At 70.2% G+C, this 24,235-nt stretch carries 15 protein-coding genes; 7 read left to right on the top strand and 8 right to left on the bottom strand.

Features of this window, described 5'->3' with window-relative positions; all coding sequences use genetic code 11:
- Window positions 1-99: 99 nt before the first annotated feature.
- A complete protein-coding gene (locus OG410_RS03720) occupies window positions 100-336 on the top strand; it encodes a DUF6296 family protein (protein ID WP_328664655.1) in 237 nt (78 codons plus the stop codon).
- Here the strand turns inward: OG410_RS03720 and OG410_RS03715 are convergent.
- Together OG410_RS03715 and OG410_RS03710 are read right to left on the bottom strand one after the other, a co-directional pair.
- Window positions 297-875 (bottom strand): GNAT family N-acetyltransferase, encoded by a 579-nt coding sequence (locus OG410_RS03715; RefSeq protein WP_329297780.1) that lies wholly within the window; start codon window positions 873-875, stop codon window positions 297-299. The genes OG410_RS03720 and OG410_RS03715 overlap by 40 nt on opposite strands.
- 80 nt (window positions 876-955) lie before the next feature.
- Window positions 956-3,199 carry an MMPL family transporter gene (locus tag OG410_RS03710; protein WP_329297779.1) on the bottom strand — a complete coding sequence of 748 codons (2,244 nt, stop codon included), beginning with the start codon at window positions 3,197-3,199 and terminating at the stop codon, window positions 956-958.
- A gap of 568 nt (window positions 3,200-3,767) precedes the next feature.
- Between OG410_RS03710 and OG410_RS03705 the strand changes: the two genes are divergently transcribed.
- A complete protein-coding gene (locus OG410_RS03705) occupies window positions 3,768-6,161 on the top strand; it encodes a M4 family metallopeptidase (protein ID WP_443048653.1) in 2,394 nt (797 codons plus the stop codon).
- Between the two features lie 108 nt (window positions 6,162-6,269).
- Here OG410_RS03705 and OG410_RS03700 read toward each other — a convergent pair whose 3' ends face one another.
- A complete protein-coding gene (locus OG410_RS03700) occupies window positions 6,270-6,890 on the bottom strand; it encodes an L-threonylcarbamoyladenylate synthase (protein WP_329297778.1) in 621 nt (206 codons plus the stop codon).
- A gap of 181 nt (window positions 6,891-7,071) precedes the next feature.
- On the opposite strand from OG410_RS03700, the gene OG410_RS03695 reads away from it, so the two are divergent.
- Both OG410_RS03695 and OG410_RS03690 read left to right on the top strand, forming a co-directional pair.
- Window positions 7,072-8,145 (top strand): NAD(P)H-dependent amine dehydrogenase family protein, encoded by a 1,074-nt coding sequence (locus OG410_RS03695; RefSeq protein ID WP_329297777.1) that lies wholly within the window; start codon window positions 7,072-7,074, stop codon window positions 8,143-8,145.
- A 9-nt stretch (window positions 8,146-8,154) separates the two neighbouring features.
- The gene (locus tag OG410_RS03690; protein ID WP_329304007.1) at window positions 8,155-8,634 is read left to right on the top strand and encodes a carboxymuconolactone decarboxylase family protein; all 480 of its coding nucleotides are present in this window, start codon (window positions 8,155-8,157) and stop codon (window positions 8,632-8,634) included.
- 67 nt (window positions 8,635-8,701) lie between these two features.
- On the opposite strand, the gene OG410_RS03685 is transcribed toward OG410_RS03690, so the two are convergent.
- A complete protein-coding gene (locus OG410_RS03685; protein ID WP_329297776.1) occupies window positions 8,702-10,345 on the bottom strand; it encodes a GMC oxidoreductase in 1,644 nt (547 codons plus the stop codon).
- A gap of 249 nt (window positions 10,346-10,594) precedes the next feature.
- Between OG410_RS03685 and kstD the strand changes: the two genes are divergently transcribed.
- On the top strand, window positions 10,595-12,415 hold the full coding sequence (gene kstD / locus OG410_RS03680; RefSeq protein ID WP_329297775.1) for a 3-oxosteroid 1-dehydrogenase: 1,821 nt from the start codon (window positions 10,595-10,597) through the stop codon (window positions 12,413-12,415).
- 10 nt (window positions 12,416-12,425) lie between these two features.
- Here kstD and OG410_RS03675 read toward each other — a convergent pair whose 3' ends face one another.
- On the bottom strand, window positions 12,426-13,646 hold the full coding sequence (locus tag OG410_RS03675; protein ID WP_329297774.1) for a PP2C family protein-serine/threonine phosphatase: 1,221 nt from the start codon (window positions 13,644-13,646) through the stop codon (window positions 12,426-12,428).
- 396 nt (window positions 13,647-14,042) lie between these two features.
- Here OG410_RS03675 and OG410_RS03670 point away from each other — a divergent pair, with 396 nt between their 5' ends.
- Together OG410_RS03670 and OG410_RS03665 are read left to right on the top strand one after the other, a co-directional pair.
- Window positions 14,043-14,900 (top strand): DMT family transporter, encoded by an 858-nt coding sequence (locus tag OG410_RS03670; RefSeq protein WP_329297773.1) that lies wholly within the window; start codon window positions 14,043-14,045, stop codon window positions 14,898-14,900.
- Window positions 14,901-15,007: 107 nt separating this feature from the next.
- Window positions 15,008-15,751, top strand: coding sequence for an HAD family hydrolase (locus OG410_RS03665; RefSeq protein ID WP_329297772.1), 744 nt, complete (start codon window positions 15,008-15,010; stop codon window positions 15,749-15,751).
- 183 nt (window positions 15,752-15,934) lie between these two features.
- Here the strand turns inward: OG410_RS03665 and OG410_RS03660 are convergent, their stop codons facing one another.
- The 3 genes from OG410_RS03660 to OG410_RS03650 all read right to left on the bottom strand — a co-directional run bounded on the left by OG410_RS03660 (window position 15,935) and on the right by OG410_RS03650 (window position 23,963).
- Window positions 15,935-18,352, bottom strand: a complete 2,418-nt coding sequence (locus tag OG410_RS03660) for a SpoIIE family protein phosphatase (protein ID WP_329297771.1) — start codon at window positions 18,350-18,352, stop codon at window positions 15,935-15,937.
- Between the two features lie 102 nt (window positions 18,353-18,454).
- Entirely contained in the window at window positions 18,455-22,729 is a 4,275-nt protein-coding gene (locus tag OG410_RS03655) for a HAMP domain-containing protein (protein WP_329297770.1), read from the bottom strand.
- 352 nt (window positions 22,730-23,081) lie between these two features.
- Window positions 23,082-23,963, bottom strand: a complete 882-nt coding sequence (locus OG410_RS03650; RefSeq protein ID WP_329297769.1) for an RNA polymerase sigma factor SigF — start codon at window positions 23,961-23,963, stop codon at window positions 23,082-23,084.
- Between the last annotated feature and the right edge of the window lie 272 nt (window positions 23,964-24,235).

Here is a 24,235-nt window from a genome sequence, read left to right as displayed (position 1 = left end):
GGCCGGTCCGGCGCGGGCGACGCGGCTCGCGGGCGCGTGGACGCATGATGGGACGTAGTCCTTCTTACCTGTATTTGTCGCTTCGGCGCGGAGGCCCTGATGAAGACCGTTGACCGCTACCGGCTGACCTTCACCCATCCCGGACCGGATGCGCGCATGGTGACGGATGAGGTGGTCGTCGAGCGGACGACTGCCCACGGGCCGGGCGGCAACCCGGTGTACAGCGATCCCACGGGCATCCTCCGCGCCGAGATCAGCCCGGCGGGCGAGGTCCGCATGCTGGCCAGCGGGGCCTATCAGTCGCCGATCAACCCGGCCGCCGAACCGCTCTCCTGACAGGTGGCGCGCCCGGCCGGAAGCACGGCGTCGGCGGCGGACGGCACCGCGTCGGCGGCCGGGAGTTCCCGCGAGAAGCGCAGGCCCGGACGCCCGTTCAGCTCGATATCGCCGGTCACGAGGAACCCGGTGCGGGCCAGAACCGTCCGGGATCCGGTGTTGTCGACGGTCGTGACGGCGCGCAGGGTGCTCAGGCCGTACGCGCTCGCCGCCAGGGAGCACATCTCCCGTACGGCGGCCGTGGCGAGCCCCTGCCGCGCGGCCCGCTCGGCGACGCGGTATCCGAGCTCGGCCGAACCGCGTGCCACGTCGACCAGGTTGACGCGGGCCAGCACCGCGCCGGAGTCGTCCACCACGAGATGGAAGTGGGCCGCCCCCTCGGCCTGTTCGGCCAGACGCTCGTGGAGCAGGGCGTCGAACCGGGCGAAGAAGGTGTCGCCGCGGTCGGAGATCGACGCGGCGAAATAGGCGCGGTTCTCCCGCTCGAACGAGAGCAGCGCGGGCGCGTGGTCGAGTCGCAGGCGTTCGATGCGGGGCATCACGCCATGCTAGGGACCCGTGCGTCCCGGGGCGCGCGGATTTCGGCGCGTGCCCCTGGAGGAGCGCGCCGGCGCCGTCCCTACGTGTTCTCGCCCTCCGGGTCGATGTGCGGGAGGATCCGGTCCAGCCAGCGCGGTGACCACCAGGCGCGCGGCCCGAGCAGCGTCATCACCGCCGGAACCATCAGGAGCCGTACGACCGTCGCGTCGATCAGCACGCTCACGGCGAGCCCGAGGCCGAGCATCTTGACGACGATGCTGTCGCTCAGGATGAACGCGGCGAAGACGCTCATCATGATCAGAGCGGCGCAGGTGATGACGCGGGCGGTGATCTCCAGGGCGTGCGCGACGCTCGCCTTCGCGTCCCCGCTGCGCAGCCAGAACTCGTGGACCCGCGACAGCAGGAAGATCTCGTAGTCCATGCTGAGCCCGAAGATGATCGCGAACATCATCATCGGCACGTAACTCTCGATGGGCACCTTGCCCGAGACCCCGAGCGCGGGCCCGCCCCAGCCCCACTGGAAGACGGCGACGACGACACCGTAGGAGGCGGCGATGGAGAGCACGTTGAGGACGGCCGCCTTCAGTGCGACGAGCAGGCCGCGGAAGACGATCAGGATGATGATGAAGGCGAGCCCCACCACCACGGCGATGATGAGGGGGAGCCTGCTGGAGACGATGTTCCGGAAGTCGACCTGGGCCGCCGTCGTGCCCGTGACATAGCCCTTGGCGGAGGTCCCGGTCACCGCCTGCGGCAGGGTGTCGTCCACCAGACGGTTCGCCAGGTCCGTGGTGTCCTGGTTCTGCGGGGACACCTTGGAGTAGACGGTGCCCACCAGCACGTCCCCGTCCTGGGTGGTCGTCAGCGGCGTGACCACGGCGGCCCCTGACACACCGTCGAGTGTCTTCTGCGCCTGTGACTCCAGAGATGAACGCTTGTCGGACGGTACGTTCGTCTGGTCGATGACGACCGTCAGCGGGCCGTTGGAGCCGGGCCCGAAGGAGTCCGCCATGATGTCGAACGCCCGCCGGTCCGTGAAGGACGTGGGGTCGGCGCCGTCACCGATGTGCCCGAGCTGGATGGTGAACAGGGGGATGGCCAGCACGACCACCGTGAGGAGGCCGCCGGTCAGGAACCGCCAGGGATGCCGCTCGACGCGCTGGGCGTAGCGGTGCCAGGTGCCGGTGACGGGCGCCCCGGGCTCGGCGTTCGTCTCCGCGATCGGCGTGCGCACGTGATAGCGGTCGATGCGCTTGCCGATGAGCCCGAGCAGGGCGGGTACGAGGGTCAGTGCGCCGGCCACCGCGGAGACGACCGTGACGGCCGCCGCGAGGCCGAGTTTGCTGATGAACGAGACACCGGAGACCGACAGCCCGGCCAGGGCGACGATCACGGTGCAGCCCGAGACCAGGACGGCCCGTCCGCTGGTGGTGACGGCCCGGCCCGCCGCCCGCACCGGGTCGGCCCCGTTGATGAGGTTCTGCCGGTGGCGGGTGATCAGGAACAGGGCGTAGTCGATGCCGACGCCCAGTCCGATCATGGTGGCGAGCGTCGGTGACACCGTCGCGAAGGTGGTCGCTGCGGCGAGCAGGCCGAGGACGGCCAGGCCACCCACCACGCTGACCAGGGCGGTGACCAGCGGCAGACCCGCCGCGATGACACTGCCGAACCCGACGAGCAGGACGACGATCGCCACCGCGAACCCGATCAGTTCGCTGATCCTGTCGTTCGCCGCGGGTCTGGCCAGTTCGCCCAGCGGGCCGCCGTACTCGACGTCGACCCCCGCGGACCGCAGCGGCTTGACGGCGTTGTCCACGCCGTGGAGGTAGTTGTCGCCCAGGGTCGAGGGCTGCACATCGAAACGGACCGTGATGTATCCGGTCTTCCCGTCGCTGGACAGCGGTCCGACGTTCTGCTGCTGGGACTGTCCCGAGGGAGGCTGGGACCCGGGCGGCGGCAGCGGGTTCTGCGCCGACATGACGTGCGGCAGCTTCTCCAGGGAGTCGACGGTCTGGCTCATCTGGGAACTCAGATCGGTCAGCGGCTTCTGCGTGTCGCGCAGCACGATCTGACTGCTGTAGCCGCCCGCGGCCGGATCGTGCTTCTTGAGTACGTTCAGCCCTTCCGTGGACTGCACTCCCGGCAGTGAGAAGTTGTCCGAGTACTGTCCGCCGAAGGAGTGGTTCAGCCCCTGGAGCACGCCGAGAGCGACGAGCCACGCCACGATCACGATCACGAAATGGCGGGCGCACCACTCGCCCAGCCGCTGCAGCACTCCAGGCCTGGTCCGCCCGCTGGCTGAAGGGGCTTGTGTCGCCGACATGGGCAGCTCCTGCTCGAGGACGACTCCTCCGACTCCGTCATTAAACGACGCGACGATCATCGCGGCCCGCCGGGAATCACGGCGGCTGCCCGCCGTCCGGCGGTCGCGGATCCGCGGATCCGCCGATCCGCTCCGGTCCCCTTCGCCGTCGGCCCGGACGGCGCACTGCCGGGCCTGCCGGGCCGCCGGGTCCGGGCCGAACCGGGGGAGGGCACCCCGGACGGCATCGGACGGCATCTGTGCCCACGCGCGGAACGTGGTCCGGTCCGCCGACATACCGGGCCCGGTATGTCGTACCGGGCCGGGGCCGACGTGTCGTCGCCCGGGGGGAAGCGGCGCGTGGCGGGGGTTTCGGTGCGCGGGCGTAGGGATAACCCTCGATCGCCCTCAACCGCATGTCATGGCTAGGTCAAAAATGCGATCCTTCCCACACCTGTCGGACAGGTCGTCCATGGCCTGCCCGCAGTCGCGTTCCCGCGCGCCCCTGCTCAGCTCTTCCCGGACAGAACATCCCGTCTGCCCGGTCTGTCACCGGCCGCCGACCGCGGCCGAAGCAGTAGGAGTACGAGTGAGACGTTTCCCCCGTCAGGCGACCGCGGCCGGAGCCATGGTGGCCACCGCCGCGTTCCTGGCCGTCGGTATACAGACGGTCCCGGCAGTCGCCAAGCCTGCCCCCCACACAACTCCCCTGCGTACAGGGGGACTTGAGGCAAAGCTCACCCCGGCCCAGCACGCGGCGCTGCTGACGAAGGCATCGAAGCAGACCACGGCGACCGCCGGCACCCTCGGCCTCGGCTCGAAGGAGAAGCTGGTAGTCAAGGATGTCGTCAAGGACAACGACGGCACCTTGCACACCCGTTACGAGCGCACCTACGCCGGCCTCCCGGTGCTCGGCGGCGACATCGTGGTCCACACCCCGCCCGCCTCGCAGGCCACCGGCACGGTGAGCACGACCTTCAACAACAAGCACGCCATCAAGGTCGCGAGCACCACCCCGGCCGTCACCAAGGCGACCGCCGGAGCCCAGGCACTCAAGACGGCCAAGTCGCTCAAGGCGGAGAAGCCCTCCACCGACAGCGCCCGCAAGGTCATCTGGGCCGGCACCGGCACCCCCCGGCTCGCCTGGGAGACCGTGATCAGCGGCTTCCAGGACGACGGTACGCCGAGCAAGCTGCATGTCGTCACCGACGCCACCACCGGCAAGGAACTCACCCGGTACGAGGGCATCCAGACCGGCACCGGCAACACCCAGTACAGCGGCACGGTCACGCTGAACACCACGCTGTCGGGATCGACGTACCAGCTCACGGACTCGACCCGCGGCAGCCACAAGACGTACTCGCTGAACAACGGCACCTCAGGCACCGGCACGCTGATGACGGACGCCGACGACGTCTGGGGCACCGGCGCGGGTTCCAACACCCAGACCGCCGGCGCGGACGCGGCCTACGGCGCCCAGACGACCTGGGACTTCTACAAGAACACCTTCGGGCGCAGCGGCATCAAGAACAACGGTGTCGCCGCCTACTCGCGCGTCCACTACAGCACGGCGTACGTCAACGCCTTCTGGGACGACAGCTGCTTCTGCATGACCTACGGCGACGGCACCAGCAGCACCCACGCGCTGACCTCGCTGGACGTCGCGGGCCACGAGATGAGCCACGGTGTCACCTCCAACACCGCGGGCCTGAACTACACCGGTGAGTCAGGCGGCCTCAACGAGGCCACCTCCGACATCTTCGGCACCGGTGTGGAGTTCTACGCCAACAACTCCTCCGACGTGGGCGACTACCTCATCGGCGAGAAGATCAACATCAACGGGGACGGCACCCCGCTGCGTTACATGGACAAGCCCAGCAAGGACGGCGGCTCCGCGGACAGCTGGTACTCCGGCGTCGGCAACCTGGACGTCCACTACTCCTCGGGCCCGGCGAACCACATGTTCTACCTGCTCTCCGAGGGCAGCGGTACCAAGACCATCAACGGTGTCACGTACACCAGCTCGACCTCCGACGGCGTTGCCGTCGCGGGCATCGGCCGCGCCGCCGCCCTGCAGATCTGGTACAAGGCGCTGACGACGTACATGACGTCGACCACCAACTACGCGGGTGCCCGCACCGCCGCGCTGAACGCCGCGACCGCGCTGTACGGAGCCAGCTCCGCGCAGTACGCAGGTGTCGCCAACGCCTTCGCCGGCATCGCCGTCGGCAGCCACGTCACCCCGCCGACCAGCGGTGTGACCGTCACCAACCCGGGCAGCCAGTCCTCCACCGTCGGTACCGCGGTGAGCCTGCAGGTCTCGGCCAGCAGCACCAACACCGGCTCCCTGACGTACTCCGCGACCGGCCTGCCCACCGGCCTGTCGATCAGCAGCTCCACCGGGGCGATCACCGGGACCCCGACCACCGCCGGTACGTACAGCACCGTGGTGACCGTCACGGACAGCACCGGCGCGACCGGCACCGCGTCGTTCACCTGGACCGTCAGCTCCTCCGGTGGCGGCGGCACCTGCACCTCGGCGCAGCTGCTCGGCAACGCCGGCTTCGAGTCCGGCAGCACCACCTGGACCGCGACCAGCGGCGTCATCAACAACGACACCGACGAGGCGGCCCACGCCGGTTCGTACAAGGCCTGGCTGGACGGCTACGGCTCCACCCACACCGACACGCTCTCCCAGTCGGTGACCATCCCCAGCGGCTGCAAGGCCTCGTTCACCTTCTACCTGCACATCGACACCGCGGAGACCACCACCAGCTCGCAGTACGACAAGCTGACGGTCACCGCCGGATCGACCACGCTGGCGACCTACTCCAACCTCAACAAGGCCACCGGCTACGCGCAGAAGACGTTCGACCTGTCCTCGTTCGCCGGCACCACCGTGAGCATCAAGTTCAGCGGTGTCGAGGACTCCTCCCTGCAGACCAGCTTCGTCGTGGATGACACCGCCGTGACGACCAGCTGACCTTCGGGACCGGTATCCCCCCACAACGGCAGCACCGACATCCCCCCACAACGGCAGCGACGTGGGTCCTCCGCGAGGACGACCCACGTCGCGCGCCGCTTTCCGGGGCTACTCGAACCGGGAGGGGTCACCCGCCCCGAGGCGCACGAGCTCGGCCTCGCCGCCGGAGAAGTCGACGACGGTCGTCGGTTCGGTGCCGCAGTCGCCGGAGTCGATGACGGCGTCCACCACGTGGTCGAGGGTGTCCTTGATCTCCCAGCCCTGGGTCAGCGGCTTGTCCTCCTCCGGCAGGAGCAGGGTGCTCGACAGCAGCGGCTCGCCGAGTTCGGCCAGGATCGCCTGCGCGACGACATGATCGGGAATCCGCACCCCGACGGTCTTCTTCTTCGGGTGCAGCAGCCTGCGCGGAGCCTCCTTCGTCGCCGGGAGGATGAAGGTGTAGCTGCCGGGCGTAGCCGCCTTGACGCTGCGGAAGACCGCGTTGTCGATCCGCACGAAGTGTCCGAGCTGGGCGAAGTCCTCGCACATCAGCGTGAAGTGGTGGCGCTCGTCGAGCTGGCGGATCGAGCGGATGCGGTCGATCCCGTCCCTGTTGCCGAGCGCGCAGCCGAGTGCGAAGCAGGAGTCCGTCGGGTAGGCGATCAGCCCGCCGCTGCGGACGATCTCCACCACCTGGCTGATGATGCGCCGCTGAGGGTTCTCCGGGTGAACGTCGAAGTACTTGGCCATGCCGCGAGCCTAGTGCCCCGACAGGCAAGGGCACCGGAGCCTGCCGGCCCGTTCCTGTCGTCGCCCGGTCGGTGGCCGTGCGGCCCGTCATCCGGGCGGTGACACCGGCTCCGGTTCACCGCCGGAATTCTCCCGGTCACGGCTATAGGAACCTTGAGGCCGTCTCGCTACCCTCCGCCGCATGATTTCCACGGTGGTCTGGGGTACCGGCAATGTCGGCCGCGCGGCCATCCGCGCCGTCGAGGCCCACCCGAAACTGAAACTCGCGGCTGTCCTCGTCCACGACCCCGGCAAGGTCGGCCGCGACGCGGGCGAACTCGCCGGCCTCGGCCACGGCCTCGGTGTCGCGGCGAGCGACGACATCGACGCGGTCCTGGCCTCGGGTCCCGGAGCCGTCGTCTACGCGGCCACGGGCGACATCCGCCCCGACGAGGCGCTCGCCGACATCGGCAGGGCGATCCGGGCCGGTGCGGTGGTCGTCACCCCCGCCCTCTATCCGCTCTACGACCAGCGCAACGCCCCACCGGAGTTCCGGGACCCGATGCTCGCCGCGATCGCGGACGGCGGCGGCTCCCTGTTCGTCTCCGGGGTCGATCCGGGCTGGGGCAACGACGTCCTGCCCCTGCTGATCAGCGGTCTGGGCACCACGGTCGACGTCATCCGCTGTCAGGAGATCTTCGACTACTCCACGTACGAACAGGAGGAGTCCGTACGGTACTTGGTCGGCATGGGACAGCCGATGGACTACGAGCCGCTGATGCTCGCCCCGTCGATCCCGACCATGGTGTGGGGCGGCCAGATACGGCTCATGGCGCGGGCCCTCGGAGTCGAACTCGACGACATCCGCGAGACGTTGGAGCGGCGCCCGCTCACGGACACGGTGAGCACCCGCACCATGGGGGAGTTCGCCGCCGGCACCCAGGGAGCGGTCCGCTTCGAGGTGCAGGGGATCGTCGGGGGAGAGCCCCGGATCGTCATCGAGCACGTCACCCGCATCCACGCCTCCTGCGCGCCGGACTGGCCGATGCCGCCCGACGGGGACGGTGCCCATCGCGTGATCATCGAGGGCCGGCCGCGCATCGAGGTCACCGTCGCGGCCACCGACGAGGGCGAGAACCGCTCCGCCGGCGGGAACGCCACCGCGGTCGGCCGCCTGGTCGGCGCCATCGACTGGCTGGTGGACGCCGAACCAGGGCTCTACGACGCACTCGACGTCCCGCTGCGCCCCGCAGTCGGCCGACTCGGAAGGAAGTGACCCGTGACCCTGCGCATCGACATTCCCGAGGGACAGGAACCGATCGGATACGTGTGGGGCGAGATGGTGCCCGGCATCGGCATGGCCGCCGCGAACTTCTCCCTGTCGGTGTACGAGCACACGACGCTGGGCCTGCGCGAGTTCGAGGCCGCCCGACTGCGGATCGCGCAGATCAACGGGTGCCTGTTCTGTCTCGACTGGCGCACGGAACGAGAGGGCCTGAAGGTCGAGGAGGAGTTCGCGGAGGCGGTGACCCAGTGGCGTACCACCGGTGCCTTCGACGACCGGACGCGGCTGGCCGCCGAGTACGCCGAGCGGTACGCCCTGGATCACCACGGTCTGGACGACGAGTTCTGGACACGGATGACGGCGCTGTACAGCCAGCGGGAGATCGTGGAGCTGACGATGAGCATCGGCTCCTGGCTGGCGTTCGGCCGGCTCAACCATGTGCTGGGACTGGACGCCGTGTGCGTTCTTCCCACCCACTGAAAGGGTGGCTCACCCGGCGGTCCTGGCCCCCTGAGCGGCTCCGGGCCCCACGCGCGGCCCGGAGCCGCTAGAGGTCCACGGAGATGATGTTCTCGATGTTCCGTTCCGCGAGGGCGGTGATGGTGACGAACGGATTGACGCTGGTGTTGCCGGGAATCAGCGCGCCGTCGATGACGTACAGGCCCGAATAGCCCCGCAGGCGGCCGTAGTTGTCGGTGGCCTTGTTGAGCACGGCGCCGCCGAGCGGGTGGTAGGTGAGATGGTCGCCCCAGATCTTGTACACACCGAACAGATCGGTCCGGTAGATCGTCCCCTCCTTCGCGTTGATCTTGTCGAAGATGGTCTTCGCCATGTCGATGGAGGGCTGTTTCCAGGCGGTCTGCCAGTTGAGGTCGACGGTGCCGGTGGAGGAGTTGAAGGTGAACTGGGCGCGGTTCGGGTTCTTGGTGATGGACAGGTAGAACGAGGCGTAGGTCTCGATGCCGGTGGGCAGCGGTGCCACCTCGGCGAACGCGCCGCCGGCGGTCCAGTTGTCGATGCCGCCGCAGGGAATGCTGGCCTGGAGCGCGCCGGTCGGATCCCACAGATGGTTGGCGCGGCCGCACATGACGTTGCCGTTGTCGCCCCAGCCCTGCCCGATCTCGGCGTTGAGGCCGGGCAGCGCGCCGGTCGCCTTCAGCTTGACCAGGAGCTTGCTCGTTCCGACGCTTCCGGCCGCGAAGAACACCCGGTCCGCGGTCACCGTCTTGGTGGCGGTCGTGCCACCAGTGGTGTTGAGCTGGTCGATCAGGACCGTGTAGCCGCCGCCGGACGCGGGTGCGACCGAAGTGACCTTGTGCAGCGGTGAGATGGTGACTCTCCCGGTGGCCGCGGCCTGGGCGAGGTAGGTCTTCTGGAGCGACTTCTTGCCGTAGTTGTTGCCGTAGAGGATCTCCCCGGCGAGGGCCGACTTGGTGACGGTGCCCGCGGCCTCCTGCTTCATGTAGTCCCAGTCGTACACGTCGGGCACGAAGACGAACGGGAAGCCGGAACGCTGGGCCTGCTTACGGCCGACCCGTGCGTACTGGTAGCAGTCGGTGGTGTCGAACCACGCCGGGTCGATGAGGCCGACGCCGAGCGCGGCGTTGGCGCGCGGGTAGTAGGTCGCGTACATCTCGTCGGCGTTCACCGACGGGAGGATCGCGCCGAAGTTCTCCCGTTTGGGCGTGACCGCCATGCCGCCGTTGACCAGTGATCCGCCGCCGACACCACGGCCCTGGTACACGATGATCTGGCCCATCTCCTCGGCGTCCAGGATCCCCGTATAGCGAGGGATGTCCTTGTCGATGGGGAAGCCGAGGAAGTTGCTGAGGGGCTGTTTGGTCCTGGTGCGCAGCCAGTACGAACGCTGGTCCGGACTGGTCGTGTTGGCGAAGATCTTGCCGTCCGAGCCCGGGGTGTCCCAGGCCATGCCCATCTCGACCATCTGCACGTCGACGCCCGCCTGGGCGAGGCGCAGGGCGGCGACGGAACCGCCGTATCCGGTGCCGATCACCAGGACGGGGACGTGTGCTCCGGAAGGGATCGACGAGGCCGCCGTGGCGATCCGCGCGGGGGCCGCGACAGCGCGACCGGCAAGGCTCACTGCTCCAAGAATAGAACCTGTTCCAGCTATGAATCGTCGGCGCGAAACACCCCTGGAGTCGTTTGATTGCTGGTTGATGTCACCCACGTGACACTCCTCACTCTCGATGAGTGGGAACAGGTTCTACTGTTACTGGCTTGTTAAGTCACTACATACCGGTTGGTAACTTCTGTCCGATCTTGGGGTGATCGGCGAGCTCTGACGGGCTTGCCCTTGACTTCACAAGACCCTCGCGCGACATTCCTGACGCTGCATCAGAACCGCTACGGCGGGGGCCTGCCGGCTCCCGGAGCAACGGAACGCCTCACATTCCCTCGCCCGCTGGAGAGCCCTGCCATGTCCCCGAGCGCGGACCCCGTCGGACGTACGGACCCGTTTCCGGCACCTGACTCGTTTCCGGCACCCGGCCCGTCACGGCGCCGGGTGCTCGGCACGGCCACGGGCGCCGCACTCGCGCTCGCCGCGGGCGCCGCCGGTTCCACCGGGTCCGCGGCGGCGGCCGACCTGCCCGCACTCGGCACCTACGACGTCGTCGTGGTCGGCTCGGGCGCCGCGGGGATGACCGCGGCGCTCACCGCCGCGAAACGGGGACTGAGCTGCGTCGTCCTGGAGAAGGCGGCCACCTTCGGAGGCTCCGCGGCCCGCTCCGGCGCGGGCATCTGGATCCCCGGCAACCCGGTGATCCTCGCCGCCGGCGTCCCCGACACCCCGGCGAAGGCCGCCGCCTACCTCGCGGCCGTGGTCGGCCCCGAGGTCTCCGCCGACCGGCAGCGGGCCTTCCTCGGCCAGGGACCGGCCATGATCTCCTTCGTCATGGCCAACAGCCCGCTGCGCTTCCGCTGGATGGAGGGATACAGCGACTACTACCCGGAACTCCCCGGCGGCCTCCCGGGCGGACGCTCCATGGAGCCCGACCAGCTCGACGGCAACATCCTCGGAGCCGAACTCGCCCACCTCAACCCGGCGTACATGGCCGTCCCGGCCGGCATGGTCGTCTTCAGCACCGACTACAAGTGGCTCACCCTCGCAGCCGTGAGCGCGAAGGGCGCGGCCGTCGCCACCGAGTGCCTGGCGCGCGGCACCAAGGCGGCGCTGCTCGGCCAGAAACCGCTGACCATGGGCCAGTCGCTCGCGGCCGGGCTGCGCGCCGGCCTGCTCGCCGCCCAGGTCCCGGTGTGGCTGAACACCCCGCTGTCCGACCTGTTCGTGGAGAACGGCGCCGTCACCGGCGCGGTGGTCACCCGCAACGGCGCGCCGGGACTGGTCAGGGCCCGGCGCGGGGTCATCGTGGGCTCCGGCGGCTTCGAGCACAACGCGGCCATGCGCGCCGAGTTCCAGCGGCAGCCCATCGGCACCGCCTGGACGGTGGGCGCCAAGGAGAACACCGGCGACGGCATCCAGGCGGGCCGGCGCGCCGGGGCCGCGCTCGACCTGATGGACGACGCCTGGTGGGGACCGGCCATCCCGCTGCCCGGCCAGCCCTACTTCTGTCTCGCCGAACGCACTCTGCCCGGCGGCCTGCTGGTCAACGCCGCCGGAGCGCGCTTCGTCAACGAGGCCGGACCCTACAGCGACGTCGTGCACACCATGTACGACCGCGATCCGACCGCTCCGGACATCCCGGCGTGGCTGGTCGTCGACCAGAACTACCGCAACCGCTACCTGTTCAAGGACGTCGCGCCGGCCTTCACGTTCCCCGACTCCTGGTACACGTCCGGCGCCGTGTACAAGGCGTGGACCCTGGACGACCTCGCCGGGCGCGTCGGTGTCCCCGCGGCCGCCCTGCGCACCACCGTCAACCGCTTCAACAGCCTGGCCCTGAGCGGCACGGACACCGACTTCCACCGCGGTGACAGCGCCTACGACCACTACTACACGGACCCCGCAATCCTCCCCAACTCCTGCCTCGCCCCGTTGTGGCTCCCCCCGTTCCACGCGTTCAGGATCGTCCCGGGCGACCTCGGCACCAAGGGGGGCCTGCGCACCGACGCCAGGGCCCGGGTGCTGCGCCCGGACGGCACGGTGATCCCCGGCCTGTACGCGGCGGGCAACGCCAGCGCGGCCGTCATGGGCCACAGCTACGCGGGAGCGGGTTCGACGATCGGTCCCGCGATGACGTTCGGGTACATCGCGGCACTCGACATCGCGGCGACCTGACGGAGGACTCTCAGTTGCTGTCGCTGTCGCTGTCGCTGTCGCTGTCGCTGTCGGCGTTCGGGTCCGGGTCCGGGGTGCGGCCGGGTTTCGCTCCCGGGGCTCCGTAGCCGTCTCCCTCGTCGCCGTCGTTCCGGTCGCCGCGCAGCCGGGGCGACAGGACCAGGACGGAGACGTCGTCGCGGATCGAGGGGCAGAACTCGACGAGGTCCTCCCAGAGGCGGTCGACGAGCACGTCCGAAGGTTCCTCGGCGAACATGGCCAGCCGGTCCGGCAGCGGGTAGAAGGCGCCGGTGGTGTCCCGGCTCTCGCTCACGCCGTCCGACGCCATGAACAGCCGGTCGCCGGGTTCCAGCTCGACGATGCGCCCCTTCGGCGGGGACAGCTCGAAGAACCCCAGCCCCAGCGGGGACGCCGGCTCGGCGTCGAGTTCGAGGGCCTTCGCGCCACGCAGCAGCAGCGGCGGGGGATGGCCGCAGGACACCAGCCGTACGGTGTCGGTGCCGGGCGGGAACTCCAGGAGCAGTGCGGTGGCGAACAACTCGGCGTGATCGACCGATGCGGAGTCCACCACCAGCCTGCGGTCGAGCCGGGCCGCGGCGGCCTCCAGATCACGCTGGTCGAGCACCGTCTCCCGGAACGCCCCGAGCAGCGAGGCGACCGTCCCCACGGCCGACAGCCCGTGCCCCTGTACGTCGCCCATCACGGCCCGGACGCCGAAAGGCCCGTCGCGCACCTCGAAGAAGTCACCTCCGACCAGCGTCTCCTGCTGCGCGGGCCGGTAGAGACCGGCGCAGCGGACCGGGCCGACACGCTCCGGCAGCGGCGGCAGCACGGCGAGCTGAGCGGCTTCCGCGACCGACCGCACGGTGACCAGATGCGCGTCCCTGCGGCTGCGCACGAGCGACACGAACACGCTCAGCACGGCGACGAAGCTGATGGTGAGCAGGTCCGCGTTGCCCGGACGGTTCAGATCGAGGGCGGGGATGTTCATCAGGACCACGACGATCACGCCCAAGGCGGCCGTCCCCAGCGGGCCGTAGGACAGGACGGCCAGGGAAGGGATGGCTCCCAGCAGAAAGCCGATGTCCAGCGGCTCGCTGCTCACGAGTTCCCCCACGCAGACGCCCACCAGCAGGACCGGCGGGAGCAGCCGTACCCAGCGCGGAGGGGGCGAGCCGCGCAGCCATCTCCGGTGGTCGTCCCGCTTGCCGGGCGTGGCCTTCGTGGCCATGGCACTCCTCCCTTTGACACCACGCTCCCCCTTTCCCCTCCGTCGCGCATTCCGATCGGTTCACGGAAGCGTGCGGGCCGGAGCGGTCCGGTGGCTGCCGGAGCGGGGAAGGGGCGGCCGGCCGGAGAAGGCCTGGCGGGGCGGGCGGCACGAAGCCCCGCCACCACGGGGATGGGATGACGGGGCTCCACAGGGCGGGTGCCCCGTCGGCGACGCTTCATCCCACCGACGTATCAGGCCATCGGCGCCTCGCCCCACCGGTGTTCCGTCCCGTCGGCGGCCCGGTCCGACCCCTGGCCGTCACCCGCACGGCCGGCCGGACCGGACGCGGTCGTACGGGCCCCGCAGGCGACGCCCGGAGAGGCCCCGGCACCCGTCCCGGGGCATGGTGGAGGGGTGACGGGACTGGCCGTGCTGTTCGCACTCCTAGGGGCAGCCAGCAACGCGATGGGCACCGCGTTCCAACGCAAGGCGGCCTCGCGCGTCAGTGAAGGCGGTGGACTGCGGCTCATCATCCGGCTGGCCCGGCAGCCTGCCTGGCTGATCGGCATCGCCGGGGTGATCGGGGCGGCACTCTTCCAGGCGCTCGCGCTGGCGAACGGGCCGCTGTCCCTGGTGCAGCCCCTGTTCATCCTGGAACTGCCCTTCGCCCTGATGATCGCCGTCCCGCTGCTGCACCGGCGCCTGTCGCGCGCGGGATGGCAGGCCGTGGCCGGTGTGGTGGCCGGCCTCGGTCTCGTCCTCCTGTCGGCCGCTCCCTCGGGAGCACGGTCCGACGCCTCCATGGCACGTTGGATCCCGGTGCTGATCCTGTGCCTGGGCACCGCGGCGGCCGCGGTCGTCGTCGCCCGTCCGGGCCGCCCACCGCTCTTCCGCGCGGCCATGCTGGGAACGGCGTCGGCCATCAGCAACGCGCTGACCGCCGCTCTCCTCAAATCGGCCGTGGGCACACTCGACGACGACGGGTTCGTCGCCTTTCTGGGCATGTGGCAGACGTACGGCTTCGTCCTGACCGGGATCACCGCCGTCCTGCTGCTGGAGAACGCCCTCCAGGCGGGACCCCTGGCCGCCTCGCAGCCCGCGCTGACCATCGGCGACGCGACGCTCAGCCTGGTGCTCGGTGTCACGCTCTTCGACGAGACCATCCGTACGGGCTGGTGGCTGCTGCCCGAGCTGATCGGCGCCGGGCTGGTCCTGTGGGGCGTGCTGCGGCTGACCCGCGTGGTCCCGCACCTCGCGGACATGGCCCACTGACGGCCGCTCGGCCCGGCCCGCCCTGCCCGTCCCCTGACCGGCGGCTGACCGGCGGCGAAGCCGCGGCCACGGCGGCCGGAGGCGACCGGCCGGCACCCGCTCGATTGGTGACTGCCGGGACGGGAAAGACCCTGGTGGTGACGAGTCGGATCGAGAACGTTCGGGAACTGGTCGCAGGGACGCGGTATGTCGTCCTCGGCTTCGACGGCCCGATCTGTCAGCTGTTCTCCGGGCCCTCGGCGACGGCCGTCGCACGAGCCCAGCGGGACCGGCTGACGGAAGCGGGCCTCGGCGCGGTGCTCACCGACGAGGAGCGCGGCCCCGCGGACCCCTACCGCCTCCTGACGGCGGTGGCCGGACGGCACCCGGGCAGCGAAGCCCTCGCCCGGCTCGACGCGTGGCTCACCCGGGCCGAACTGGAGGCGGTGCGCACCGCCATGCCGACGGCGTACGCGGATCCGCTGATCCACACCTGGGCCGCGGTCGGGGCGAGGCTCGCCGTGGCGACCGGCACATCGGCCCGGGCCGTCACCTCGTACCTGGACGCCCGGGGGCTCACACCCCGCTTCGCCCCGTACATATTCGGCCGGGCGCCGGGCCCGGGGACGCTCACTCCCCGTCCGGCCACCCTGTCACTGGCCCTGGGCGCCATGGAGGCCGCCCCCGACGCCTCGCTGATGATCGGCGGCACCCCGGCGGATCACGCGGCGGCGCACCACGCCGGTGTCCGATTCCTCGGATACGCCCGCCACCCCGCCAGAGCGCGGGCACTGCGGGAGGCCGGCGTTCCCGACCGGTGCGTCACGGACTCCCTGGAGCCACTCCTGCGTGCCCTGCGTGATTCCTCGTGAGCCGGTCGTTCGGCCATACGAGGGGAAAACCGGCCGGAAACCCGTGTGCATGCATCGCCGGAAGCGGGGCAGCAGCATCCTGAGACAGCTCGGGACGCTACCCCCCCTGGCGAAACCCGAGCTGCACGGCCCCGCAGGCAGTCACTCCCCCCGGCTGCCGGCGGGGCCGCATTTCGTACGGCCCTACTCCACCCGGATGCCGACGATGCAGGTGTCGTCGTCGGTGTCGGACCTGCTGTACGTCAGGAGCCGGTCGAGTTGATGGTCCAGCGTCCCGGACGTCGTACGGGCCGCGTTGAGGAGCTGGCGCAGCGACACCTCCACCGAGCGGTCCCGCCGTTCGATCAGACCGTCCGTGTACATCAACAGCGTGTCGTGGACGTCCAGTTGTACCTCGTCCTCCTCGAACGTCGCCTCGGGGACGGCACCGAGCAGGATGCCCTTGAGGAGCGGCAGCGGGTTGGCGTCCGTGTCCCGGACCAGAACGGGCGGCAGATGTCCGGCCCTCGCCCAGCGCAGAACACGGCGGCGCGGATCGTAGATCCCGCAGACCGCGGTGGCGGTGACCCCGCCCGTCAGATGGTGCGCCACGATGTTGAGCCAGGACAGCAGCTGCCCCGGCCCCGCACCCGTCACGGCGAGTCCGCGCAGCGCGTTGCGCAGCACCACCATGCTGGTCGCCGCCTCGATCCCGTGACCGGCCACATCGCCGACACACAACAGGACCAGGCCGGACGACAGCACGACGGCGTCGTACCAGTCGCCCCCGACGAGCTGCTCGGTCTCCGCGGGCCGGTAGCGCACCGCCACGTCGAGGCCCGGAGCCCGCAACGGCGCCTGGGCCGGCGGCATGATCGCGTGCTGGAGCTGGAGGGTCAGCCGGTTGCGCTCGTGCGCCTGCTGCTCGGTGTGCGCGAGCTGGTCGCGGGTGACCGCCAGCGCCACCTCGGTCCAGTGCTGCGCCGAGATGTCCTGGTAGGCCCCGCGGACCGCGAACAGCCGGTCGTCGGCGTCGAGCACCGGTTCGGCCACCACGCGGATGTGCCGGGTCACGCCGTCGGGACGCTGGAGCCGGAACGCTGCCGACGCCGGCCGGTGACGGTGCAGGACGGTCCGCAGGAAGCGGCCGATGGCGACGGCGTCGTCGGGATGGGCGTGCGCGGCCAGCTCCTCCAGCGGGACGGGAGTGCCCGAGGGGGAGCGGCCGTACAGATCGAAGAGGGTCTCGTTCCAGATGGTCTCGCCGGTCAGCAGGTTCTCCTCGAAACCGCCGATCCTGCCGAGCCGCTGGGCGTGCTGGAGCAGACTCGCCAGTCGCGCCGTCTCGTCCTCTATGCGCCAGATGAGCAGCACGGTTCCGCCGTGCCGGCTGACGTTGATGTCGGCCACGGCCGACAGCCGCACCTGGTCGACCAGCGCCGTCAGATCCATGCGCCGCGCCCGGAACGGCTCCCCGGTGGCGTAGACGCGCTCGACGCACTGGAAGAGACCGCTGTCCCCGGCGGCCAGCGGATAGGCCTCCAACAGCAGCGACCCCTGAACGGTGCCGCGCGGCCGGCCGGCCGGATCGAGGAATCGTCCGTTCACATGACGGATGCGGAAGTCGGCGAGCCGCCCCTGGTCGTCGAGCTGGGGGACCAGCACCAGGGCGGGATCGTGCAACCCATCCACCAGGTCGATCAGTTCGCAGACATCGGCCGTCCCCCGCACGTCGTGGAAGTCGCCCGGCAGCGCGTGGGTCTCCAGCGTGTGCGAGCACAGTTCGGCGAGCGCCTCGACCTGACGGACCACCTGCGGTGGCTGAGGTGCCAGGGCGGACGGCCACGCGATCTCCAGGACGCCGTGGATCCGGCCTCCGGAGCCGGCCGGTACCGCGACCCGCCCGCCGTCCGGATGTTCCGCGTGCCCGATGGACGGCAGCCCGGTGTCCGTCAGCGAGCCCGCCCACTGCGCCCTGCGGTCGGACAGCGCGCGGCGTGCCATCGTCGCCACGCCCGGGGGAACGTAACGCCAGCGCCGGGCCTCGGCCGCCGAGAACCCGGCGCTTCCCGCCAGGGAGAGTGAACCGTCGGCGTCCGCAGCCCAGATGGCCACGGCGACCGCCCCGAGCGGAGTCAGCGCGTGCTGCAGCAGGGAGTCGGCCACCGCCTGGCTGTCGCCGGCCGCCAGCGCGCCGCTCTCGGCCGCGCGCAGCCGTACCGCGGGGGCGTCGTCCTTCGGGGGATGCTCCGCCGTGGCGGAGAGGAAGGCGCTGGTCACCTCCGAAAGCCGGTCGTGGGCCGCCTGGTTGATGATCTCGACCGCGAGCTGGAGTTGCGGCACCTTGGCCTGCTCGGCCAACTCGGTGAGCTGGCGGGCGGCTTGTGCCGGTCCGCAGCCCAGCCGCTCGACCAGGATGCCCTTGGCCAGCTCGATCAGAGCCCGCCCCTCGGCCTCCGCCTGCGCGGCCCGTACCTCGCGGCGCAGCCGTTCGACGGTGGCCGCCAGCCGGCCCACCGGAGACGTCCGGGCCGCGCCCGACGGCTCACCCGCCTGCCCGGCGTCCGCGACGTCGTCCGGGGAGTCGGGGACGCTCGGGCCGGTTGCCTCAGGACTGTTCATCGTGCTGCCGCTCCTCGGCGGGGACCCTGTGGAGGGCGGGGGAGGGGCGGCAGCGGCGGGTGTCCCGTCGCACGGCCGCGGTGGAGGGTACCGGGCGTCATGTCACTCCCCGAGCCAGCGTCGGACACAGGCGATGAGGTCGTCGGTGTCGACCGGCTTGGTGACGTGGTCGCTGGCGCCCGACAGCAGGCTCTTCTCCCGGTCGCCGGGCATGGCCTTCGCCGTCACCGCGATGATCGGCAGGTCCGCGTACCGGGGCATCCTGCGGATCTCGGCGGTCGCGGTGTACCCGTCCATCTCGGGCATCATCACGTCCATCAGGATCAGCGCGACCTCGGGCCGGGCCAGCAGTGTCTCGATGCCCTTCCTGCCGTTCTCCGCGTGCAGCACCTGGAACCCGTGCAGCTCCAGGATCCCGCTGAGCGCGAAGAGGTTACGGGCGTCGTCGTCGACGACGAGCACCGTACGGCCCTGGAAGGCGTTGTCGATCGGCCGCGCGGGCCGGTTCCTGGCCTCCTCGGCGCGGACCAGCGGCACCACGTCGCCCGGCTGCTCCGCGGACAGGTGCAGCGCGATCCGCTCGCGCAACTCGTCGAGACTGGACAGGAATTCCAGCGACCGCGCGCCCGAGCGGGACTGCAGCGCCTGCTCCTGCGCGAGGTCGACCCGGCTGCCGTTGTGGACGAGGACGGGCACGGTCGCCAGGGCCGAGTCACCCTCCACCGCTTCCAGGAACCGGGCCGTCTCGCCTTCCGGCATGCCGAGTTCGAGCACGACGCAGTGCCACGGTTCCGCGGCGAGGGCGCTCGCCGCCTCCTGTGCCCCGACGACGGTGATGATGTCGACGCGCTCCCGTGTGTCGCCCTCGTCACGGCTGCGCGCCACATCCCCGACCGCGCTCTCGGCCACCAGCGTGAGCAGCCCCCGCGGCCGTTCCTCGACGACCAGGAGCCGCCGCCGCCGGCGGGGCAGGCCGGCCGAACCGGGAGCGGTGTGCCGCGGTTCGGTGTGCGCCGAGGCGCCCTCGTCCACCGCCGGTTCGGGCGCCCGGCCACCGGCCATCAGCTCCTCGAACTCGGGCCGGGCGACGGGGAGGAAGAGTGTGAACGTACTGCCCTGTCCGGGGGTGCTGTCCACGGTGACCGCCCCGCCGAGCAGGTGGGCGATCTCCCGGGTGATGGACAGACCCAGACCTGTGCCGCCGTACTTGCGGCTCGTGGTGCCGTCGGCCTGCTGGAAGGCGCCGAAGATCGTCTCCAGCTGCTGCTCGGGGATGCCGATACCGGTGTCCTTGACCCGGAAGGCGGCGATCGTGCCGCCGCGCGGAACGCCCGCGGGGATCTCCGCGTCGGCCGCCGGTTCGATGCGCAGCTCGACCCGGCCCTGCTCGGTGAACTTGACGGCGTTCGACAGCAGGTTGCGCAGTACCTGCCGCAGCCGGGAGTCGTCGGTGAGCAGGTCCACCGGGGCCCCGGGAGCGGTGCTGACCGTGAACTCCAGGCTCTTCTGCGAGGTCATGGGGCGGAAGGTGGCCTCGACGTATTCGAGCAGCTGCCGCAGCGGCACCCGCTCGGGGGTCACGTCCATCTTGCCGGCCTCGACCTTCGACAGGTCGAGGATGTCGTTGATCAGCTGGAGCAGGTCGGAACCCGCGGAGTGGATGATGCCCGCGTACTCGACCTGCTTCGGCGTGAGATTGCGCGAGGGGTTCTGCGCCAGCAACTGGGCCAGGATGAGCAGGCTGTTGAGCGGGGTCCGCAGTTCGTGGCTCATGTTGGCGAGGAACTCGGACTTGTACTTGGACGCCAGCGACAACTGCTGGGCCCGTGCCTCGAGTTCCTGCCGGGCCTGTTCGATCTGGAGGTTCTTCGCCTCGATGTCGCGGTTCTGGGTCACGAGCAGGGAGGCCTTGTCCTCCAGCTCGGCGTTGGAACGCTGGAGTTCGTCCTGCTGGACCTGCAACTCCTCGGAGCGGGCCTGGAGTTCGGCGGTCAGGCGCTGCGACTCGCCCAGCAGCTCATCGGTGCGGGCGTTGGCCACGATGGTGCTGACATTGACGCCGATGGTCTCCATCAGCTGTTCCAGGAACGTCCGGTGCCCCTGCTTGAAGCGGGTGACCGAGGCGAGCTCGATGACGCCGAGCACCTGCTCCTCGACGACGATGGGCAGGACCACCAGAGCCGTCGGCGCCGTCTGCCCGAGGCCCGAGGAGATGGTGACGTACCCCGGCGGCACCTCGTCCACGGTGATCGCCCGCCTGCTGCGCGCGGCCTGTCCGACCAGGGAGCGGCCGAGCGGAATACGGGTGGGACGCCCGGCCTCGTCGGGATAGCCGTACGACCCGACCAGCCGCAGCTCCGTACCCTTCGCGGTCTCCTCGGCGAGGTAGAAGGCGCCGTACTGCGCGGCGACCAGCGGGGTGAGCTCGTCCATGATGAGGTCGGCCACCACGTCCAGGTCGCGGTATCCCTGCATCAGGCCGGAGATACGGGCCAGGTTCGTCTTGAGCCAGTCCTGCTCCTGGTTGGCCCGCGTGGTCTCACGCAAGGACTCCACCATGGAGTTGATGTTGTCCTTCAGGTCGGCGACCTCGCCGGAGGCCTCCACGGCGATGGACCGTGTCAGGTCGCCCTCGGCGACGGCGCCGGTGACCTCGGCGATCGCGCGGACCTGACGCGTGAGGTTGCCGGCCAGTTCGTTCACGTTCTCGGTCAGCCGCTTCCAGGTGCCCGAGACGCCCTCCACCTCGGCCTGGCCGCCGAGCCTGCCCTCGCTGCCGACCTCCCGCGCCACCCGGGTGACCTCGGCCGCGAAGGCGGAGAGCTGGTCGACCATCGTGTTGATCGTCGTCTTGAGTTCGAGGATCTCGCCCCGGGCGTCGACATCGATCTTCTTGGACAGGTCGCCCTTGGCCACGGCCGTCGTCACCAGGGCGATGTTGCGCACCTGCCCGGTGAGGTTGTTGGCCATCGAGTTGACGTTGTCGGTGAGGTCCTTCCAGGTGCCCGCCACATTGGGTACGTGCGCCTGGCCGCCGAGACGTCCTTCGGTGCCGACCTCACGGGCGACGCGGGTGACCTCGTCGGCGAACGCGGACAGTGTGTCGACCATCGTGTTGATGACGTCGGCCAGGGCCGCGACCTCGCCCTTCGCCTCCACGGTGATCTTCTGCGAGAGGTCGCCGCGGGCCACCGCGGTCGCCACCTGCGCGATGGAGCGGACCTGCCCGGTCAGGTTCGACGCCATGACGTTGACGTTGTCGGTGAGGTCCTTCCAGGTGCCCGAGACGCCCCGCACGGTGGCCTGCCCGCCCAGGTTGCCCGCCGTACCGACCTCGCGGGCCACCCGGGTCACCTCGTCGGCGAACGCCGAGAGCTGCTCGACCATCGTGTTGATGGTCTCCTTGAGCTCCAGGATCTCGCCGCGGGCGTCCACGGTGATCTTCTGCGACAGGTCGCCCTTGGCCACCGCGGTGGCCACCTGGGCGATCGATCGGACCTGGGCGGTGAGGTTGCCCGCCATGAAGTTCACCGAGTCGGTGAGATCACGCCAGGTGCCCTTGACGCCCTTCACGTCGGCCTGGCCGCCGAGGCGTCCGTCGGTGCCGACCTCGCGGGCGACGCGGGTGACCTCGTCGGCGAACGCGGAGAGCTGGTCGACCATCGTGTTGATGGTGTTCTTCAGTTCGAGGATCTCGCCGCGGGCGTCCACGGTGATCTTCTGGGAGAGATCTCCCTGGGCCACCGCCGTGGTGACCTGGGCCACGTTGCGGACCTGGGCGGTGAGGTTGCCCGCCATGAAGTTCACCGAGTCGGTGAGATCACGCCAGACGCCGCCGACACCGGGGACCTGGGCCTGGCCGCCGAGGCGTCCGTCGGTGCCGACCTCGCGGGCGACGCGGGTCACCTCGTCGGCGAACGCCGAGAGCTGGTCGACCATCGTGTTGACGGTCTCCTTGAGCTGGAGGATCTCGCCGCGGGCCGGAACGTCGATCTTCTGTGAGAGATCACCCCTGGCGACCGCCGTGGCCACCTGCGCGATGTCGCGGACCTGCGTGGTGAGATTGCCGGCCATGGCGTTGACGGAGTCGGTGAGGTCCGCCCAGGTGCCCGAGACCCCCGGCACCTCCGCCTGGCCGCCGAGCGTCCCCTCCGTGCCCACCTCACGGGCCACCCGTGTCACTTCCGAGGTGAACACCGACAGCTGGTCGACCATGCCGTTGAACACGGTGGCGATGTCGCCCAGCAGGCCACCGGCCTCGTCGGGGAGCCGGGTGCCGAAGTCGCCGTCGCGCACGGCGGTGAGGCCGGCCAGCAGTTGCCGCAACTCCTGCTCGCCCGGTGTCCGTACGGACGTCCCGCTCGCTGCCCTGGTCATGGCCACCCTCGTTCCGCTCCCCTGGAGTCCCGTGTCACGGGACTCGGAACCGCGTAGGGCCCACGGGCGCCCCCGCCTGCCCGTGGGATTCCCGCAGATCACGGGTCATCCCCTTAAGAAAATACGCCGCAGGCTAACCCAGATCGCGGGGACGGAACAAAGCGCGGGAAAGAATTCTCCAGGGGCCCGGAAATCTCGCCGGCAGCAGGAATGACCTGGACGGAACTGGATACACAGGACCCTCTCGGTCCCGTTCGCCGGAACCGCGTACGCGAAATCCCGTCGGCCCGCCCCGGACCGGAGTCCGGGGCGGGCCGACGGGACAGTCGTACGGCTGTGACGTGCGCGAGCCTCAGGCGACCGCGGGATCGAGGAGCCCGGTGCGCAGACGCTTGATGATGCGCGTGATCAGCCGGGAGACGTGCATCTGCGAGATGCCGAGCTCCTCGCCGATCTGCGCCTGGGTCCACTCCTCGACGAAGCGCAGATGAATGATCCGGCGCTGCCGCTCGTCGAGCTCCGCGATCAGGGGGGCCAGGGAGTTGAAGTCCTCGACCAGTTCCAGCGAGGGATCCTCCTCGCCGATGAAGTCCGCGAGAACCGCCTCGCCGTCCGCACCGCCGTCCGCCGTGAGAGCGGCGTCCAGGGACGAGGAGTTGTAGCCGTTCGACGCCTTGCGGGCCTCGATGACCTCTTCCTCGGACAGACACATCAGCTCGGACAGTTCACGGGTGGTGGGCGTACGGCCGAGGCGGGTGCGCAGTTCCTCCGTCGCCTTGGCGAGCTCGACGCGCGCCTCCTGCAGACGGCGGGGCACGTGGACCGCCCAGCTCGTGTCGCGGAAGAACCGCTTGATCTCACCGACGATGTAGGGGACCGCGAACGACGTGAACTCGACCTCGCGGGACAGCTCGAAGCGGTCGATGGCCTTGATGAGCCCGATCGTGCCGACCTGGACGATGTCCTCCATCTCACCCTGGCTGCGGCTGCGGAAGCGGGCCGCCGCGTACCGGACGAGGGAGAGATTCATCTCGATGAGGGTGTTGCGCGCGTACTGGTATTCGTGCGTGCCCTCCTCCAGGACGGAGAGCCGGTCGAAGAACTGGCGGGACAGCTCGCGCGCGTCCTTCGGGCTGATCTTCAAAGGTTCGTCGATCTGCGGCAGGACGCCTTCCTCGGTCGTCGCTGCCCGGTGCGCCGTGTCCGTTGCCTTCGCTGTCGCCACGGCCGCCATGCCGTCCACCCCAAATCGTCCGAAGGAAATGATGACAGAGCCCGTCTGCCCTGCTTCACACCGCTCATGCCACCCGGTTGCGGAATTCTGCGGGACGCGTACGTCCAGCCTCCCCCTGACACCGGGTCAGGTCCACTTCCTGCCGGGAGCACCTTTCGGATGCGGGTTGCGGCATCGACTTCCCGACCGAACTGATGTCGCTTTTGGTCTGACTGATACCGGTTCGGTCCGAACGGCGACGCGGTTCCGCCGGGGATCGAGGGGGCAGGTGA

Origin of the sequence: Streptomyces sp. NBC_00659, assembly GCF_036226925.1 — a bacterium.
Taxonomy (GTDB): domain Bacteria; phylum Actinomycetota; class Actinomycetes; order Streptomycetales; family Streptomycetaceae; genus Streptomyces.
Note: the sequence above shows the minus strand (reverse complement) of the source record. Positions and strands in the feature narration are given on the sequence as shown.